Source organism: Actinomadura chibensis NBRC 106107 (assembly GCF_001552135.1).
GTDB classification, from domain to species: Bacteria; Actinomycetota; Actinomycetes; order Streptosporangiales; family Streptosporangiaceae; genus Spirillospora; species Spirillospora chibensis.
Map to the genome: position 1 here is coordinate 19924 of NZ_BCQP01000089.1, position 16187 is coordinate 36110.

The 16187-nt window shown below is 70.3% G+C and carries 20 protein-coding genes and 1 tRNA gene; 10 read left to right on the forward strand and 11 right to left on the reverse strand.

What is annotated here, in order from left to right; all coding sequences use genetic code 11:
* Positions 1-246: 246 nt before the first annotated feature.
* From ACH01S_RS45645 to ACH01S_RS39675, 4 genes are all read right to left on the reverse strand, one after another.
* Positions 247-531, reverse strand: a complete 285-nt coding sequence (locus ACH01S_RS45645) for a hypothetical protein (RefSeq protein ID WP_218010557.1) — start codon at positions 529-531, stop codon at positions 247-249.
* Between the two features lie 35 nt (positions 532-566).
* Positions 567-1733: a M48 family metallopeptidase gene (locus ACH01S_RS39665; RefSeq protein WP_067905041.1), complete on the reverse strand. Its 1167-nt coding sequence runs from the start codon at positions 1731-1733 to the stop codon at positions 567-569.
* The gene (locus ACH01S_RS39670) at positions 1730-2173 is read right to left on the reverse strand and encodes a hypothetical protein (protein WP_067905044.1); all 444 of its coding nucleotides are present in this window, start codon (positions 2171-2173) and stop codon (positions 1730-1732) included. The genes ACH01S_RS39665 and ACH01S_RS39670 overlap by 4 nt, the downstream gene beginning before the upstream one ends.
* A gap of 91 nt (positions 2174-2264) precedes the next feature.
* Positions 2265-2894, reverse strand: a complete 630-nt coding sequence (locus ACH01S_RS39675; RefSeq protein WP_067905047.1) for an acetate uptake transporter — start codon at positions 2892-2894, stop codon at positions 2265-2267.
* A gap of 626 nt (positions 2895-3520) precedes the next feature.
* Between ACH01S_RS39675 and ACH01S_RS39680 the strand changes: the two genes are divergently transcribed.
* Positions 3521-4108, forward strand: coding sequence for a peptidoglycan-binding domain-containing protein (locus ACH01S_RS39680; RefSeq protein WP_067905050.1), 588 nt, complete (start codon positions 3521-3523; stop codon positions 4106-4108).
* A 65-nt stretch (positions 4109-4173) separates the two neighbouring features.
* The gene (locus ACH01S_RS39685) at positions 4174-4677 is read left to right on the forward strand and encodes a hypothetical protein (RefSeq protein ID WP_067905052.1); all 504 of its coding nucleotides are present in this window, start codon (positions 4174-4176) and stop codon (positions 4675-4677) included.
* A 41-nt stretch (positions 4678-4718) separates the two neighbouring features.
* On the opposite strand, the gene ACH01S_RS39690 is transcribed toward ACH01S_RS39685, so the two are convergent.
* Complete coding sequence (locus ACH01S_RS39690; protein ID WP_067905055.1) at positions 4719-5957, reverse strand: MFS transporter; 1239 nt, start codon at positions 5955-5957, stop codon at positions 4719-4721.
* Positions 5958-5982: 25 nt separating this feature from the next.
* On the opposite strand from ACH01S_RS39690, the gene ACH01S_RS43070 reads away from it, so the two are divergent.
* The 4 genes from ACH01S_RS43070 (at position 5983) to ACH01S_RS39710 (ending at position 8299) form a co-directional block, all read left to right on the forward strand.
* Positions 5983-6405, forward strand: coding sequence for a helix-turn-helix domain-containing protein (locus ACH01S_RS43070; RefSeq protein WP_169809434.1), 423 nt, complete (start codon positions 5983-5985; stop codon positions 6403-6405).
* A 237-nt stretch (positions 6406-6642) separates the two neighbouring features.
* Positions 6643-6927: a hypothetical protein gene (locus ACH01S_RS39700; protein ID WP_067905061.1), complete on the forward strand. Its 285-nt coding sequence runs from the start codon at positions 6643-6645 to the stop codon at positions 6925-6927.
* 180 nt (positions 6928-7107) lie between these two features.
* The gene (locus ACH01S_RS39705; RefSeq protein WP_067905064.1) at positions 7108-7635 is read left to right on the forward strand and encodes a hypothetical protein; all 528 of its coding nucleotides are present in this window, start codon (positions 7108-7110) and stop codon (positions 7633-7635) included.
* A 100-nt stretch (positions 7636-7735) separates the two neighbouring features.
* Positions 7736-8299 carry a dihydrofolate reductase family protein gene (locus ACH01S_RS39710; RefSeq protein ID WP_067905067.1) on the forward strand — a complete coding sequence of 188 codons (564 nt, stop codon included), beginning with the start codon at positions 7736-7738 and terminating at the stop codon, positions 8297-8299.
* A gap of 62 nt (positions 8300-8361) precedes the next feature.
* On the opposite strand, the gene ACH01S_RS39715 is transcribed toward ACH01S_RS39710, so the two are convergent.
* The 4 genes from ACH01S_RS39715 to ACH01S_RS45650 all read right to left on the reverse strand — a co-directional run bounded on the left by ACH01S_RS39715 (position 8362) and on the right by ACH01S_RS45650 (position 10218).
* Positions 8362-8434, reverse strand: a tRNA-Ala gene (locus ACH01S_RS39715).
* A gap of 202 nt (positions 8435-8636) precedes the next feature.
* Positions 8637-9035: a PASTA domain-containing protein gene (locus ACH01S_RS39720; protein ID WP_218010558.1), complete on the reverse strand. Its 399-nt coding sequence runs from the start codon at positions 9033-9035 to the stop codon at positions 8637-8639.
* 265 nt (positions 9036-9300) lie between these two features.
* The gene (locus tag ACH01S_RS39725) at positions 9301-10005 is read right to left on the reverse strand and encodes an HAD-IA family hydrolase (protein ID WP_067905070.1); all 705 of its coding nucleotides are present in this window, start codon (positions 10003-10005) and stop codon (positions 9301-9303) included.
* Positions 10006-10098: 93 nt separating this feature from the next.
* On the reverse strand, positions 10099-10218 hold the full coding sequence (locus tag ACH01S_RS45650) for a DLW-39 family protein (RefSeq protein WP_211342807.1): 120 nt from the start codon (positions 10216-10218) through the stop codon (positions 10099-10101).
* Between the two features lie 231 nt (positions 10219-10449).
* Between ACH01S_RS45650 and ACH01S_RS39730 the strand changes: the two genes are divergently transcribed.
* The 3 genes from ACH01S_RS39730 (at position 10450) to ACH01S_RS39740 (ending at position 13547) form a co-directional block, all read left to right on the forward strand.
* Positions 10450-10695: a hypothetical protein gene (locus tag ACH01S_RS39730; protein WP_067905073.1), complete on the forward strand. Its 246-nt coding sequence runs from the start codon at positions 10450-10452 to the stop codon at positions 10693-10695.
* A gap of 42 nt (positions 10696-10737) precedes the next feature.
* Positions 10738-11529: an SDR family NAD(P)-dependent oxidoreductase gene (locus ACH01S_RS39735; RefSeq protein WP_067905091.1), complete on the forward strand. Its 792-nt coding sequence runs from the start codon at positions 10738-10740 to the stop codon at positions 11527-11529.
* Positions 11530-11681: 152 nt separating this feature from the next.
* Positions 11682-13547 carry a M64 family metallopeptidase gene (locus tag ACH01S_RS39740; protein WP_083981680.1) on the forward strand — a complete coding sequence of 622 codons (1866 nt, stop codon included), beginning with the start codon at positions 11682-11684 and terminating at the stop codon, positions 13545-13547.
* A 210-nt stretch (positions 13548-13757) separates the two neighbouring features.
* Here ACH01S_RS39740 and ACH01S_RS39745 read toward each other — a convergent pair whose 3' ends face one another.
* A complete protein-coding gene (locus tag ACH01S_RS39745) occupies positions 13758-14729 on the reverse strand; it encodes a DMT family transporter (protein WP_067905076.1) in 972 nt (323 codons plus the stop codon).
* 55 nt (positions 14730-14784) lie between these two features.
* The gene (locus ACH01S_RS39750) at positions 14785-16065 is read right to left on the reverse strand and encodes a helix-turn-helix domain-containing protein (protein WP_148344263.1); all 1281 of its coding nucleotides are present in this window, start codon (positions 16063-16065) and stop codon (positions 14785-14787) included.
* Here ACH01S_RS39750 and ACH01S_RS45655 point away from each other — a divergent pair.
* The coding region (locus tag ACH01S_RS45655) for a hypothetical protein (protein ID WP_218010559.1) at positions 15956-16187 on the forward strand (232 nt) is incomplete at its 3' end. The genes ACH01S_RS39750 and ACH01S_RS45655 overlap by 110 nt on opposite strands.

A 16187-nucleotide genomic window follows, 5' to 3' on the forward strand; every position in this document is an offset into this window, starting at 1 on the left:
CGGGACTGGGTTCAGGGGGATGGTCCTTGGAGTAGGCGCCGACGTCGTCTTGGTAGGGCGGACGGGTGAGTTATGTGCTGTACAGGCCGTCCCAAGGTGGGGCGAAACCTAGGCCCTGGGGGTGGAGTTCGGCCCAGGTTCGTCGGCCGCGTCTTTTCTCTATGAGCAGGCCGAATGTTATTTCGTCGACTACTAGTTGGAACGGGCGGATCGCTATGTCGCCGTAGGTGCGGGCGGGGAGGGCGGTCAGCCATTCGGAGAGTTGGCTTGTGCGCGTTGGGTCGCGTCTCGGCGGTCTTTCTGGTTCGGGCCTGCCGACCAGACTTCTGAGCCTGTGTGGAAGCCTGCGGCGTCGAATCTGTGCAGGACGGCGTACCAGCGCAGTTGCGTCTGCCAGTCCGGGCCGGGGTTGTGGTCCTTGGGGTATGCGCCGGTTACGGGGGCGAAGAACTGGCCCGCTCGGTAGGTGCCGATGGTGTCGGTGTGGAAGTCGGGCTCATGCTTGATCGGGATCACGTCCGGTACGGGCATGGGCGCAGTTTAGGTGGTGCGGCGTCCACTGGTTGTTAGAGGTCTGGAGCCGGAGGGACGGTGCCTGTCCAGAGGAGGGTGAAGAGGGTTAGGAGGGGGACGGCGTTGCCTAGGGTCATTAGGGCTATGGCTTTGTGGGCTGGGAATAGGACGCTGAGCTTCCAAGGGGTGGTTAGAACGCGGCTTCGCAGGGCGGTTTGGCGGGTTGGGGTTGGCAGGTTGTCCAGGAAGAGGTGCATGGCTTTACGGGTCGGTTCGTCGGTGCAGGCTTCGGCGTCCGCGCGTAGTTCCTCGACCAGGAGGAGGGCTGTGCGGGCCCGGCGGACGGCGAGGATTCCGCTCACGGCCATGATGACGAAGAGGGCGAAGAGCGGGCCCTCGGAGCCCTGGACGGTGAACGCCATTCCCGCGTTCAAGAAAGCGCCGAACTGGGCGAAGTGCGCGTAGAGGGCGATGACGCGGCGGCGGGCTACGTCGTGGTGGCGGACGTGGGAGACCTCGTGCAGGAAAACGGCGGTGGCCGTGGGGGTGTCGCCGCTCAGGCGGGAGCGCCACTGAGTGGGGATCAACACGACGCTTTCCGGGCGGCGGGCGTTCAGGCGGTACTGCGACCAGCCGTTCCATATCGCGAAGGGCATGAGGACGGTTGTCGCGACGCCCACCCCGATCCAGAACGGCGGGCGGTCGTACCAGCCTGGCCATAGTTCTCCGGCCACGGCGATGGCGACTCCGGCGGTGGCGCCGGAGACGATCAGTTTGCGGTTGTGCCGGGCGCCCCAGTCGGCGAACACGCCGAGGACGCCCAGGCTGCGGCTGGGCGGGTGCAGCGTCTCCAGGTTGAAGTGGGTTCTGAAGACGGCGTAGGCGGCGATCGTGTCGATGTCCAGGCCGGAGTTCTCCAGGGCGCGGCGGACGCCGTCCCAGCGGTGGTCCCAGTCGATCGGGCGTCGGAGGCGGCCGCCGTGGCGGTATTCGTACGACCAGGCCGCCCATTCCCGGATCAGGAAAGCGAAGACCGCCAGGCAGATGACGGTGACGACGCCGAGTGCGAGCAGGAGTTCACCCGCGGGATGCAGGGGTGAGTCGCCGTAATGGTCGATCGTCATGAGCATCGGCACGAACAGCGCGTAGGGGGCGGCGATGACGGCGCGTAAAGCGCGGTCCGTGAGGCGGAGATGGCGGAGCTGGGCCGCCTCGGTCATTGGGCGTCGTCGCCGTCGAGCAGCACGGTCACCTGGATGACTATCACGGTGCGCAGTTCGCCCGCGTCCACCTCGGGTGGCAGGGGCAGTTCGTCCATGACGTTGTCGACGATCTCTTCTTTGCGGAACTTCTTGCGCAGGTAGGTGACGGCGTTCTCGACACCGCGCTCAATGGCCATGTTGGTGGCGACGTTCAGGACGGTGAAGGCCACCTGTCCGAGGAACGTGAGGCCCATTCCGAGGAAGATGAGGGCGTCCGCGACTCCGGCGGCGCTGTCGTCCACGGGGTGTGACTCGGTGCCGGGGAGGACGCGCTCGGTGCGCATGAGGTCGGCGTAGTCGTCGAACGAGTCGTCGCGCTCGTCGGGGGCGACGGCCGCGGCGGACGCGTCCACCATGGCGAGGATCCGTTCGACCTGCTCGTCGTCCAACCGCTGCATGCGCCGCCAGCCTTCCCACCCCGTTTCGATTCAACGTATGCGAGGCGGCGGGAGCGCGCGGGGCGCTGTCCATGTCCGGCCGGGGCCGGGGTCAGTGGCGGGCGGTGCCGGGGATGAGCTGGTGGAGGAGCGGCCGCCCGACGGGCAGGAACGTCCGGCCGAGCATGTTGTTGATCAGGCCGGCGGCGGAGGCGTACCAGGCGCAGACCGCGGTCAGCACGCCGATGTAGCCGCCGATCTTGATCGTGGTGGGGCTGGTCGCGAAGTTCCCGATGAAGAGGATGATCTCGGTCGCCTCAAGCGTGACGAACACGGCGAAGACGGCCTGGTTGACCTCCGCGCTCCACAGCATCATGTACGTGTTGAAGATCGCGAAGGCGAGCAGGATCCAGCCGAGGTCGTTGGCCTGCTGCGCGGCGGTCGCCGCGCCCGAGACCAGCGCGACGTACAGGCCGAGGCCGAGCCAGAAGCCGCCGTAGGACCCGAAGGCCGTGGCCCCGAACACGTTCCGGTTCCGGAACTCCCACATTCCGGCCAGGATCTGGACGAGGCCGCCGTAGGCGAGCGCGTAGCCGAGCCAGGCGTCGGTGCCGTCCGTCCACGCCGCGTTCTTGGCGGACAGCAGGAACGTCGTCAGCGCGAACGCCGCCAGCCCGAGCGGGGCCGGGTCGGCGACCGCGCGCGGGGTCTGCGGGACGGACTCTTGCTCGGCCTGGGTCACGGTGCCTCCTCGCTTGCGTCCCATCGCCGTTTCCCGGCCGGGCGGGATGGGCTTCGGACGGCGCCGGACGCGCGTCCCTGAATCGCGGGGACCGTTTCTCACCCGGATCCCGATTGCGATCATAACTCCGCGGCGACCGCCGATCATGGGGCTGATCTGCGGTTATTCACGGCATATCCCGAGAAAGCGGGCGGAGCATATCGGGTGGGGGCGGCGACTTCGGCGGATAAATGGACCGGCGGATGCTCGCACTTGACCGCGCCATGGCGCCTTTTCCGGGCAGGTCGCCAAATAGTGGCGAAAGCTTGCCGGTACCGTCCCCGCGGCCGCCGTGACGCGACGACGGTGTCGGCTTCGACGGTCAGGCCGCACCGACCTCCCGCTTCGGGGTCACGGTGACGCCTGACGGGCAGTGGTACTCCAGGAAACGGCCGGGCGTCCCGATGCCGACCGCAGCGCCGAAACCCGGCTCGGGAAGGTAAATTGTTCGGCAAGCGGTAAACCCATTCCCGGTCTCGTTCGTCATGGATCATCGCCATTTACCAAGATTATCTAGAACAATTCTCGAACGATCCGCATCACACCGGAGCACAGGATCCGATCGAGCGGATTAGGGGATTCCACGAATGAAGATCTTGATCAGGGCGGGGCTCGGCGTCGCCGTCGCGCTCCTCACGCTGGGCGCCGGGCTGGGCGTCGCCAGCGCCGATGGGCCGGGCACCGACCCGGCGGTCGCCCGGGCGATCCAGGAGCAGCCGTGGGTCGTGCTCGGGCCCGGCGACAGCGACTACCGGATCGCGTCCGCGCGCTGCTTCCTGGTGCAGCTCGGCTACTACCGCACCTGCGCCCCGACGTCCGCCGGGGAGGGGTGGCCCGCCGACCTCGGGGCCGCGCTGAAGAACTACCAGGGCGCGCGTCACCTGCCGAAGTCGGGACGGCTCGACGTCGAGACCTGGGGCGCGCTCCAGCGTGACGGCGGCGTGGTCGGCCAGGGCAGCGGGCGGCACTCGCAGGTCAAGGGCCTTCAGTACGCGATGAAGGTGCTGCAGAGCCGGTCGCTCGTCGCGGACGGGCAGTACGGCCCGGCGACCGCGAAGGCCGTCAAGGCGTTCCAGCAGCGCAAGGGGATCGGAGCGGACGGCGTCTTCGGGCCGATCACCTTCCGCGCCGCCTTCGCCAAGGGCGCCGAATCCCGGAGCACTCCGGGACGGTAGCGGGCATGCGGCCGCCCCACCGCGAGGCGAGGGGCGGCCGCGCATTCGGCTGGAGGAAGCGCGGGGTGCCGATCACGAAAAGAGTCGATGCCGACGCCGATCACAGTGGCGACGACGGTGACGCACCCGTCCAGGTTGAGGGCCCTGGCGAGCAGTCCGAGGAGCGCGGTGCACACCGCGACGGATGCCGCCGCCGCCACGACCGGGAGCACCGCCGCCACGACCGGGAGCACCGCCGCGACGGCCGGGAGCACCGCCGCGACGGCCGGGAGCACCGCCGCGACGGCCGGGAGTACACCGCCGCGACGACCGCGCCGAATGCCAGCAGCAACGCGATCAAGCCGATCGGGATGCCGATGCTCCGCGCGACCTCCTGGCCGCGCAACTCCGCGTCGGACCGGCCGTCGGCGATCGCGGACGCGCCGATCGGATACGCCTCGACCGGCCCGCCCGCCGCCGCATCGCGGGTGCGCCGTTGCAGCTCGTCGGCCTTCTTCGCGCGGTCGGGCGCGGCTGCCGGACATCGCGAACGCCGCCACCGGCGTTTTCTCCATCCCGGTTTTCCGTAGTGGATACACCCCGCAATCAGGAAAGCGCGGCCGGGAGCCGGTCAGCCGAGATTGGCGCCGGAGGATTTCCCGGCGGCGGTTTCCACGGAATCGGCCGGTGGCCGCGCCGGATACCGCCGTCCCCACGCGAACACGAGCACGGTCAGCAGCGCCGCGACGGCGGCGGCCGTCCGGGCGGCCCCGTCGAAGCCGAGCCCCTGCATGGCCCAGCCCGCCCCGAACGGCGCGACGGCGAGGCCACCGGTGTAGGCCAGCGTGTAGACCGCGTACACCGCCCCGTAGACCGGCGGCTGCCGCGACTCGGCTATCCGCGACATGACGGTCACGGTCGGCGTGAGCACGAGCGACGCGCCGCCCGTCACGAGCGCGAGGCCGACGGCGCTCTGGACGACGCCGTCCAGCGGACCGCCGAGCAGGAGCAGCGCGACCGCGGCGACGACGCAGCCCGTCCCGGCGACGACGCCGGGCGCGAGCCGCGCCAGCGCGTACCCGGCGAGCGACGGCGCGACCGCCGCGGCGACGCCCGCCGCGCCGAACACGAGCCCGATCTCGCCGGTTCCGGCATTCTCCGTAGTGAACAGATGCAGCGGCAGGATCGGTTCCATGAACGCGATCAGCGCCGCTCCCGTCGCGGTGAGCAGCGCGACCAGCGCGAGTCCCGGACGGCCGCGCACCTCGCGGATGCCGCCGCGCACCGCCGGACCGGTGTCGGCCGGGACGAGGAACCAGCGGACCGCCCCGTCCGCCAGCGCCAGCGCGCAGGCCAGCAGGAACGGGACGCGCGGGTCGAACCACCCGGCGAGCAGGCCGCCGAGCGGGGGGCCGAGCAGCGTGCCGACCGCGAACGTGGACAGCGCGATGCCCATCGCCTTGCCCCGCTCGGCCGGTCCGTGGGTGGCGGCGATGAGGGCGAGGCCGGCCGTCCAGACGATGCCCGCAGCGGCGCCCTGCAAGGCTCTGGCCAGGATGAGCAGCGACGGATCGCGGGCGAAGGCGAACAGCGCCGTCGCGGCGGCGAGGCCCGCGACGCCCGCCAGCAGCGGCCGCCGGTTGCCCTGCCGGTCGACCCAGAGCCCGGCCGCCGGAGTGGCGGCGACGAGGGCCGCCGCGTAGACGGCGAACATGACCCCGACGCCGAGCGGGCGGCTGCCGTGCTCGGTCGCGATCTTCGGCAGCACCGGCACGGCCATGCCGTACACGAGGGCGTCCGTGGCGAGTCCGAGGGACGCGACGGTGAGCGCCGCGCGGCTCCGCGATGACGTCTCACGATTGATTCCCATAGTGAATGTGACTACCATAGTGAACGTGAGCAAGCAAGAATCGAACCGGCAGACGCCGCGGCCCACCCGGCGCATGGGCGACACCCTGCGCGCGGCCCGGGAGTCCCGCCGCCTGTCCACCCAGGCCGCCGCCGCGGCGGCCGACATCTCCACCGGCTACCTGTTCAAGCTGGAGAGCGGCTTCGTCGGGACGCCGTCGCCGCGCGTGCTGCACCGGCTCGCGGGCGTCCTCGACCTCGGCTACTGGCAGCTCATGGAACTCGCCGGGTACGTCGTCCCGGACGCGGGCGCCGATGCGGACGCCGGGCGCCCGGCCGCACCGGCGCCGCCACCCGACCCGCTCCTGCGCATCGCCGAATCATTGGAAGCGATACGCGACGAACTGACCACCGTGAGAAAGATCCTGGAATCCCGCGACCGCGGCGGGGAGAGCGGAGCGACCGGATGAAACGTTCCAGTTCCCACGGTTTTCGTTAGTCGGTGGTTGGCGGTTCCGAGGTCTGTCCCGCGACATGCGGGAAAAGGCCTGGCCGTATTCGTCCCCCAGCGTGGCGAGCAAACTAGAAGTCCTGGCCTTAACCAGAGGAACACGACGTCGTCCATACTGGATCTACAGGACGGACGCGGAACAGGTCAGATACCCTCGGCCCGCTCCCCCCGGTGGACTCCGGCCAAGGAGGCCTGCATGAAACGGCTGTGGGACGCACTGATGCGCCTTGAGGACCGCATGCTCTTCGACTCCGAAGGCCGTCCTCGCGGAAGGCGACTCCCCTCCACACGCGCCGCGTTGGCGCTGGCATTCCTCTACTTGGCAATAGGGGCCACTCTGATCATCGGCCGAATCATGTGGTGGACGGAGCCGACGACGGTCCCCGGCGCGTTCATCATCCTCGTCGCTCTGATCAACCTGACCCGCCGTGCGATCGTCCTCCGCCGCGAGAGCCGCCCCCGCCCCCTCGACCCCGCCTGACCATTTCCAGGCCGCATCTGCTCGGCGTATGAAAGGGCCACTTGGGCCGTTGGCCGATACACCGCTGCCAGTGCGCCATGCGCATCCCAGGCGCGCCAGGCGTGACCACCCATTAGACCCGTTCCCAAACGGCAGGCTGCCCCGCAACCCGGACTAGGCAAAGATCAAGGATGGTCACTGTTGGCATACCAGCTCAGCTTCTTCTGCAGAGCAGACGAGGAGAACGGCGCGGCGGCCATGGACCGTGTCCTGGACGCGCTTCTTGAGGACGGGTCAGGCCTCTATGGCGAGTACATCGGCCCTCCTCGCCCGGGGCCAGTTCAGTGGGAGGGGCCTGAACAGGAAGCGATCGCCGCGTTCAGGCTGGCGACGTCCCCCGAGGGCCCCGAAAGACTCTTCGACGATCTCCTCCTGGAAATCCACGTCGGCGTTCGGTTCATCGCCGAGACAGTCATAGCCGCGGACCCGGATGATGAGCACGGCGTCTGGGGCAGCGACCTTCTTGCGATCATCACGCTGAGCGGAGAGCGACCGGACTGGGCGCTGGTCGAACGAATTTGGACCATCGTGGAGAGTGTCTGGTCAGCCGTGCCCTGGGATGAAACGTCTGGGTTCGACGTCGCTCAGAAGACCCGAAGGCCACTGCATGAGGACACCGGCCGCCACCACGAACCAAGACGTACGGGGCGAGCGGCTCGGAAGTCTTGAGCGAGAGTCAGATGCCGGGTCCGTACGGACAGGCACCGATGAGTTTCCGCCGCTCGACTGGTCTACTCTTCCGACACCGGCTGACGAAAGGCATGGCGCTGTGCGGAAACTGATCTACGGCATGAACCTGTCCCTGGACGGCTACATTTCCGCGCCCGGCGACGACCTCGGCTGGAGCGAGCCGAGCGATGAGCTGTTCCAGTGGTGGCTCGACCAGGAGCGGGCGATCAGCCTGTTCCTGTACGGGCGCCGACTGTGGGAGACCATGAGCTCCTACTGGCCGACCGGCGACCAGCAGCCGGGCGCCACCCCGGCACAGATCGAGTTCGCGCAGAACTGGCGGGACACGCCGAAGGTCGTGTTCTCCTCAACGATCGACAAGGTCGACTGGAACACCCGCCTGGTCACCGGCGACGCGATCGCCGAGATCACCCGCCTCAAGGCCGAGGACGGCGGCCCGATGAGAGTCGGCGGCCCAACACTCGCCGCAGCGGTCATGCAAGCCGGACTGATCGACGAGTACGAGATCGTCACCCACCCAGTCCTCCTAGGCGGCGGCGCCCCGTTCTTCACCACGCTGCAAAGCTGGGTGAACCTGACCCTGGTAGAAACCCGCACCTTCCCCGGCGACGTACTCCTGACCAGATACCAAACAAAACACTGAGCCCACCCACAAGCCAGAAGCCCAGATCGAAACTCTGGTTCCGACCTGGGCTTCCGAGTAGGTGGAGCCTAGGGGATTCGAACCCCTGACACCCGGCTTGCAAAGCCGGTGCTCTACCAACTGAGCTAAGGCCCCTTGCGGCGGCACAAGCCTACCTGTGGTCGGCGGTCGGTGGGGCACCGGCGTTGGTGGGCAGGGCGGGGCTCGGAGGGCATGGGTTCTGGTGGCCGAATCGAGGTGCGCGGTCGGCGTTTGCCGAACCTGGATGCGGGCTCGTCGTTTGGCGACGGCCCCGCGCTCCGCGAGGGAGGGCGGGGGCCGGTCTCGGCGCGGGTGGTTATTCGCCGATCTTCTTCGAGTAGAGGGTGATCGTCGCTGTTTCGGGGACGCGCGTGCCCGGCGCGGGGCGCTGCCGGACGACGACCCAGTTTCGGTCCCACAGGAGCATCCGTCCCTGCCCGGTGGCGTCGACCTCGTGGAGCATGAAGAGGCCCGCGGCCTGCATCTCGTTCTGCGCGGCCTGGTGGTTGTGGCCGACGACGTCCGGCACCCGGATCTTGCGCGCGGCCGGTTTCGAGGTGGACGGCTCCGCGACCGGGGTGGGGGTCGAGTCGGCGGCGTCCGGCGTCGCCGTCTTCGTGACCGTCACGGGTGGCGCGGCCGGTGACGACTCCGCGGGCTCGCACCCCGCGGCGAGGACGACGGCGGTTGCGACGAGCAGTAAGCGGGTCCGCATGGAAGGCTCCCGTCTCGGTGGTCCGCGGCGGGGGGCCTGGTCCTGTGACGCGTGGGGCGGGCGGACGGTTCACGCGGGCCCCGTCCGTCGGATCGAGCGCAAGGGCGGTGCGGCGGCGTCCAACCGACGGGCGGGCAGGTTCGGGGGGCCGCAGTTGAGCGGCTCGTTTTCAGCGGAGGCAATAGGCCCGGGGCGGGTGGCCTCGGGAGTCACCGGTCTCGTATGCCGATTGACCGGGGAGCGGCAGTGCGGGGTGCGAAGCCGACTAGCCGTGCTCGGCCGGTAGCGGCGTGGGGAGCACGAGGGTGGGGAAGGACGCGATGCTGGGGAGGACGTGGGTGGCGCCGGCAGTGAGGAGGCGGTCGCGGTCGTGGGCGCCGGTCAGGACTCCGGCGACGATCGACGCGCCCGAGCGGCGGCCCGCGAGCATGTCGTTGGCGGTGTCGCCGCAGACGGCGATGTGGCGGACGTCGTCCACGCCGAGGCGGAGGGCGGCGGACAGGACGAGGTCGGGCCATGGCCGTCCGCGCGGGACGTCCTCCGGGCAGAGGGTCAGGTCGGCGCGGTCCCACCAGCCGAGGGCGTCGATGACGCGGGCCTGCGTGCTGCGGCTGAAGCCGGTGAGCAGGCAGACGCGTACACCGGCGTCGCGGAGGCGCAGCAGGGCGTCGTCCGCGCCGGGGACGGGGTGCAGGCCGCGGCGGTCGACGAGGTCGGCGTAGGAGCGCTCGAACGCCAGGTGCGCGGCCTGGGCGCGGGCCTCGTCGAAGAGCGAGCGGAAGACGCCGAGCTTCGACGCGCCCCGCGAGTCGCGGAAACGGGCGACGGCACGGTCGTAGGCCGCCGTGCCGGAGACGATCCCCAGGGCGGCGATCGCCTCGGCGAAGGCGGTGTGGACGGTGTCGTCGTCCGCGACAGTGGTCCCGGCGAGATCGAGGCAGGCGAGGGTGATCGGCTCTGCTTCGTTCACGCCGGGGCCTTTATCGCCGTCGTCTCGGTGAACGCTTCCATCCTCGGTCGGCCCGCACGGGCTCAGGCTCTCGCGGGCAGGCGGACGGGAACGTCAGTTGTCGGACGACGTGGCCTCGGTCCACAGGTCCAGCTCGGCGCGGTCCTGCTGCAGCCGGCGCCAGACAGCGAAGCCACCGAGTGCGACGACGGCCAAAATGAGCAGCTTCTTCACGGTGGGACCCCTTCACCTCGACTATGCAGTCAAACCCGGGGGAATGTCTTACCTCAACGTCTGCTTCCCCCAGGCTCTCCGCAGCCTAGCAACCGTTCCCGGGCGATCCGCACCCCCTCACCGGTATCGGACCAGCTGTCCAATCCGGTGTGGGCGGCACGACCCCCGCCGCAGCTCGGCGGGACGCCCGTCCGGCCGCGCGATCCTGGGGACGACCTAGCGGGAGATTGGATGGCGGAGGACGACTTCCGGCGCTGGGAACGCGAGTTCGAGCCGGGCGCGCCGAAAGCGCCGAAAACGGCGGAAGCGGCGGAAGGGCCGCACCGGGCGCCGTCCGGGGGACGCGGCGTGGTGGTGGCCGCGGGCGTCATCGCGTCCGGCTGCGTGGCGGTGATCGCGTTGGGGGACGTCCCGCTCGGCGCGGCCGGGCTGGTGCTGGCGACGATCATCCTGGTGCTGTGGCGGAGCGGAATGTAGGCACTCGTGGTCTGCGGCGACGCGATCCGCCATCATCTCCGCATGGAACTGCGCGGAGCGAACGTCCTCGTCACCGGGGCGACCGGCGGGATCGGACGGGCGCTGGCGCGAGCGGTCGCCGACCGGGGCGGACGGGTGGTCCTGACGGGCCGCCGCGCGGACGTCCTCGAACCGCTCGCCGACCGGCTCGGCGGCCGGGCCATCGTCGCCGACCTGGCCGACCGCGCGTCCGCCGAACGGCTGCTGGACGAGGCGGGGCAGGTGGACGTCCTCGTCGCGAACGCCGCGCTTCCCGCGTCCGGCCTGCTGCCCGACTACTCGATCACCGAGATCGACCGGGTGCTGGACGTGAACCTGCGGGCCCCGATCGTGATGGCGAAGCTCGCGAGCGCGCGAATGGCCGATCGTGGCCGCGGGCATCTGGTGTTCGTGTCGTCGCTGTCCGGGAAGTCGGCGTCCGGGCACGCGTCCCTCTATAACGCGACGAAGTTCGGCATGCGCGGGTTCGCCCTCGCCCTGCGCGAGGACCTGCGCCCGCACGGCGTCGGCGTGTCGACCGTGTTCCCCGGCTTCATCCGGGACGCGGGCATGTTCGCCGACGCCGGGGTCACGCTGCCGCGCGGCATCGGCACGCGGACGCCGCGCGACGTCGCGCGGGCGACCGTCCGGGCCGTCGAGCGGAACATCGCCGAAGTGGACGTCGCACCGCTCGGCCTGCGGCTCGGCGCGCGGCTCGGCGGGGTCGCGCCCGTTCTGTCCGCGGCGGTGCAACGCCGGGCGGGCGGCCCGCGCATCACCCGCGCCCTCGCCCAGGGCCAACGCGACAAGAGATGACCGGGGGGCGGGGACGGGCCAGGGTGGCGACAAAACCGGATCTCCAGGTGATAATCCGGGCAGCCCCGCTTGATCAGTGGGGTGTGCGGCGCTCGCGTCCTCCCGGGCGGCCACTCGCCTGCCGCGCAGCGCCCTCCCGAGGAGGTCTGCGCATGTGGACGACCGGCACGACGGGTAGGACGGGAGCGATCGGAACGGCGGGAAGTAGGGCGACGGCGGTCGGGGCGGCGGTCGCGACCGTGCTGGCCCTGGCGGCGGTCCCCGCGCGGGCCGCGGACCCCGCCGACGCGACCGTGGTGCCGGTCCAGGTCACCGGCGACCCCGCCAAGCGCTTCAACCTGGTCATCCTCGGGGACGGTTACACGCCCGCCGACATGCCGAAGTTCCGCGCCAACCTCGCCGAGCACCTCAACGACCTGTGGACGATCGAGCCGTTCAAGTCGTACCGCAGCTATATCAACGTGTACGCGGTGGAGATTCCGTCCGGTGAGTCTGGGGTGAGCTGTGACCCGTCACTGTCGTCCCCACGCCGGACGACACCGTTGCGCATGGCGTTCTGGAGCGGTTGCCGCGCGGACGGCGTTCAGCGTCTTCTCGTCATGGATTCCGCGGCGGCCAAGACGTATGCCGACCTCGTCCCAGGGGCCTCTGTAGCGAACCGTCAGATCCTCGCGCTCGCCAACAGCGACACCTATGGAGGTGCGGGCGGGGCGTACGCCACCGCGTCGGGCGGGAACGCGATGTCCGCCCTCATCGCACCGCACGAATTGGGCCACTCACTGGGTGGGCTGCAGGACGAGTACGACTACTACCAACGCGGCGTGCCTGGCGGGACGTACACCGGTCCTGAGCCCGACTCCGTTCACCACACTCTGCTGACCGAGCAGGAGATGAAGACGCAGAAGACGAAGTGGTGGCGGTGGCTGGGCGAACGGAGCGAATCCGGGGGCACCATAGGACGCTACGAGGGCGGCCTCTATTTCAGTAAGGGCGTCTGGAGGCCGAGCCAGCACTCGATGATGAAGACGCTCGGCTACTACTTCGACCAGGTCTCCCGCGAGCGGATGACGCAGCGGATATCGGCGAAGGTCAACCTCGTCCAGGCCCACACGCCGACCGACGTCCCGGTCGGCGCCGACCGCGTCCTGTGGGTGGAGGCGATGCACCCGACCGGCCACCAGCTCGCCATCACCTGGACGGTAGACGGGAAACTGGTACGGAATCCCGCGGGGAATCGCGGGAGGAACGGCGCGGGGAATAGCGCGAGCCTCGACCTTTCGCAGTTGCACTTGGAGAAGGGCACGCACACCGTTCAGGCGACGGTCGTCGACCCGACCGGCTTCGTCCGGGACCCGGCCGTCCGGTCGTCCGCCGCGCTCACCCAGATTCGCACCTGGACGGTCGACACCAATGTGCAGACTCCGCCCGGCGACGTGCCGGTCGATTTCAGTTCGTCCACGCCGACCGACAAACCGGTGGGCGCCGACTCGGTGGTCTACGCCGAGACGACGCATCCGGTGCGGAGTGTGCCGTCCGTCCGCTGGGAATTGGACGGACGCCGCGTGGAGGGCGGCGACCGGGACATCGATCTCGGCCGTTTCCATCTCACCGAAGGCACGCACCAGCTCGTCGCCCGCGTCGGCTCCAAGACCCGCGCCTGGACGATCGACGCCGAGCCTCCGACGGTGAAATACGAGCTCTCCAAGGCCACTCGGGTTCGTCCTGGACGCACACCCGAATACGTCTTCGACGGACCGTTCACCATGCGCCTGACCGGCGCCGACGACCACGCGGGCGTCGTGGTGTCCGAGTTCCGCGTGGACGGGGACGGCTGGTTCAACTATTTCGGCTGGCCGACCGACTCGTCCGCCCCCTGGCTCTTCACCGAGAACGGCACGGTCATCGACAGCCTCACCTACGGCAAACTCGGCAAGGGCCGCCACACCATCGAATACCGCGCCATAGACACGGCGGGCAACACGACACCCGCCGCCGAATTCAAGGTAACCCTGCGCTAACAAGAAGGTTCGGGGGGTGCTCTCGCGTCCTCCCTAAGCCCCTCCCGAATCGCTTTCCGAGCCCGGCTTCATTGCCAGAAGCCGTCCCCTGGAATCCCCTGGCGCCGGAAGACCACCGGCCTAACCCTCAGGTCAGGCCGGTGGACGCCCCCGACAGACGTTCAGCGCGGAGCAGGCCCCTCGCCTGAGAGCGTCCGCCTCAGGCCGGGGTCAGGCGGTGGGAGCTTCCTCAGGATGGGGACCCGGCTGCTGCCGCGCGGCCGCCCCCACCCCCGACGCCGAGCCCGACGCCGAGGACGGCTCCGAGCCCGACGCCGAGCCCGACGCCGGGGAGCGGCGGGCGGTGGCCAGGACGGAGCCGCCGAGGATCAGTGCGAAGGACGCGAGGATCGTCCCGGTCAGCGGCTCGCTGAGGAACACGACGCCCGCGACCACGGCGACGGCCGGGTTGACGTAGGTGAACACCATCCCCCTGGACGTCCCGACCTCGCGGATCAGCTCGAAGAAGACGATGAACGCCAGCGCCGTGCAGATCAGGCCGAGGCCGACGAGCGCGGCGAGGACGCGGCCGCTCGGCATCTCGTCCGGCCAGGTGGCGGCCGCGGGACCGGCGTAGACGACGGCGGCGATGGCGAGGGCGAACGCGGCCAGTTGCAGGCTCGGGAGGTCCCGCAAGCGACGCGTCGTGATCACCGGGGCGATGGCGTAGCCGACCGCGACCAGCATGACCTCGCCGATCGCCCACGCGCTGCCGCCGCCGAGGTGCGGTCCGGCCAGGACGCCGACGCCGACCAGGCCGATCAGCAGCCCGGCCCAGCGCAGCGCGCCGAGCCGCTCCGCGTCGCCGGTGAGCCTGGCCACCACCACGGCGATGATCGGGACGGCGGCGATCAGCAACCCGGTCATGGAGCTGGTCAGCCGGTTCTCGGCGTCCGACAGCAGCGCCCACGGGCCGAGGATCTCCACCGCCGTGAACGCCAGCAGCGGACGCCAGTGGCGGCGCACCACGTCCAGCCGTCCGGCGCGGATCGCCAGCGGCAGCAGGACGGCGGCGCCGAGCGCGGTCCGCGCGAAGACCACCATGGGCACCGAGACGCCCTCGACGGCCACTTTGATCATCAGGTAGGGGACGCCCCACAGCACGCTCATCAGCGCGAACAGCACCCAGCCGCGGCGACTCATACCGACACCTCCGTTTCCCCGTTCCGGTCCGCGGCGGGTGGCCTCGCGGACAGGTTCAGGATGCGCGCCGCCGCCCGCCGACGTCTTGAACGCTGTTGCGGTACGCGCCGGGCGTGACGCCCACCACACGCCGGAACCAGCGGGTCAGGTGCGCCTGGTCGGCGAACCCGACGAGTGCCGCGGCCTCTGCGGGACGGTGCCCGGTGTCCAGCAGCGCGCGGGCCCGCGTCACCCGGTGCTGGGCGAGCCACGCGTACGGCGGCATGCCGACGACGTCCCGGAACGTCCGCAGCAACTGGTAGCGGGACATCTCCAGGTCGGCGGCGACCTCGGCGAGCGTCGGCGGGGCGGTCAGCTCGTCCGACAGCCGCTCCGCGACGGCGCACGCGATCCGCCGCGCGTCGGCGCCGCGCCGCCCCGGATCCGCCGCCGGACGCCCCGGCCCCGCATGCCGCCGGACGAGCGCGCCGAGCACCCCGAGCAGCCGGGACTCGCCTTCGAGCGGATCCTCGCCGAGCCGCAGCGCGCGGTGGGCGAGCCGCAACTCCTCACCGAGCCCGACGTCGCCGATGATCGGCTCCCGGAAGTGCGGCCACAGCGGCGACGGCTCCGGGCCGTCCGTCAGCACGGCCCCCAGCAACTCAGGATCGGGATAGACGCACAGGTACGCGAACCCCTCCTCCCGCGCCGGGCCACCGGTATGCGCCTCACCCGGCTCGACAACCACGACGCTCCCGGCCCCCGAGTAGACGCGCTCGCCGCGATAGCGCATCGTCTCCAGCCCGTCGACCGTCACCCCGATCGCATACTGATCGTGGATGTGCGGCGCGTAGTGCCGCCGCCCGATCCGAGCCGTCAGCAGATCGAGCGGCCCGCCTTGAACCCCGCCGACCCGCGTCCAAACAACCCGATCCCGCTCCCTCCGCCGCTCGCCCCCATCCCCCCGCCGCCCGAGAGCCCCACCACGCGCACCAACGGCCAAGCCACGAAGAGCGCCAGAAGCACCATTCCCACGCTCCGAACCACCGCCGCCAAGACCCAAGCCACCGTTGCCAGTGTCCGAGCCAACGTTGCCAAGGGCGGTACCGGTGCTGCCGGAGGCTATGCCCCTGTCACTGGGGGCCGTCCCGTTACTGCCGGGAGCCGCACCGCTGTTGCCCGGGTCCGAACCGGTGTTGCCCAGATCCGAACCGGTGTTGCCCAGATCCGAGCCAACGCTGCCCAGAGTGGTGCCGGTGTTGCCGGGGGTCGTGCCGGTGCTGCCGGGAGTCGTGCTGGTATTGCTGGAGGCCGTGCCCCTGTCGCTGCGGAGCGTGCCCCTGTCGCTGGGGGCCATGCCGGTGTTACCCGAAGTCGTGCCGCTGCTGCCCAGGGCCGTGCGGGTGTCGCCAGGGGCTGTGCCCGTGTCACTACGGAACGTGCCCCTGTCGCTCGGAGCCGTGCGGGTGCTGCCGGGGG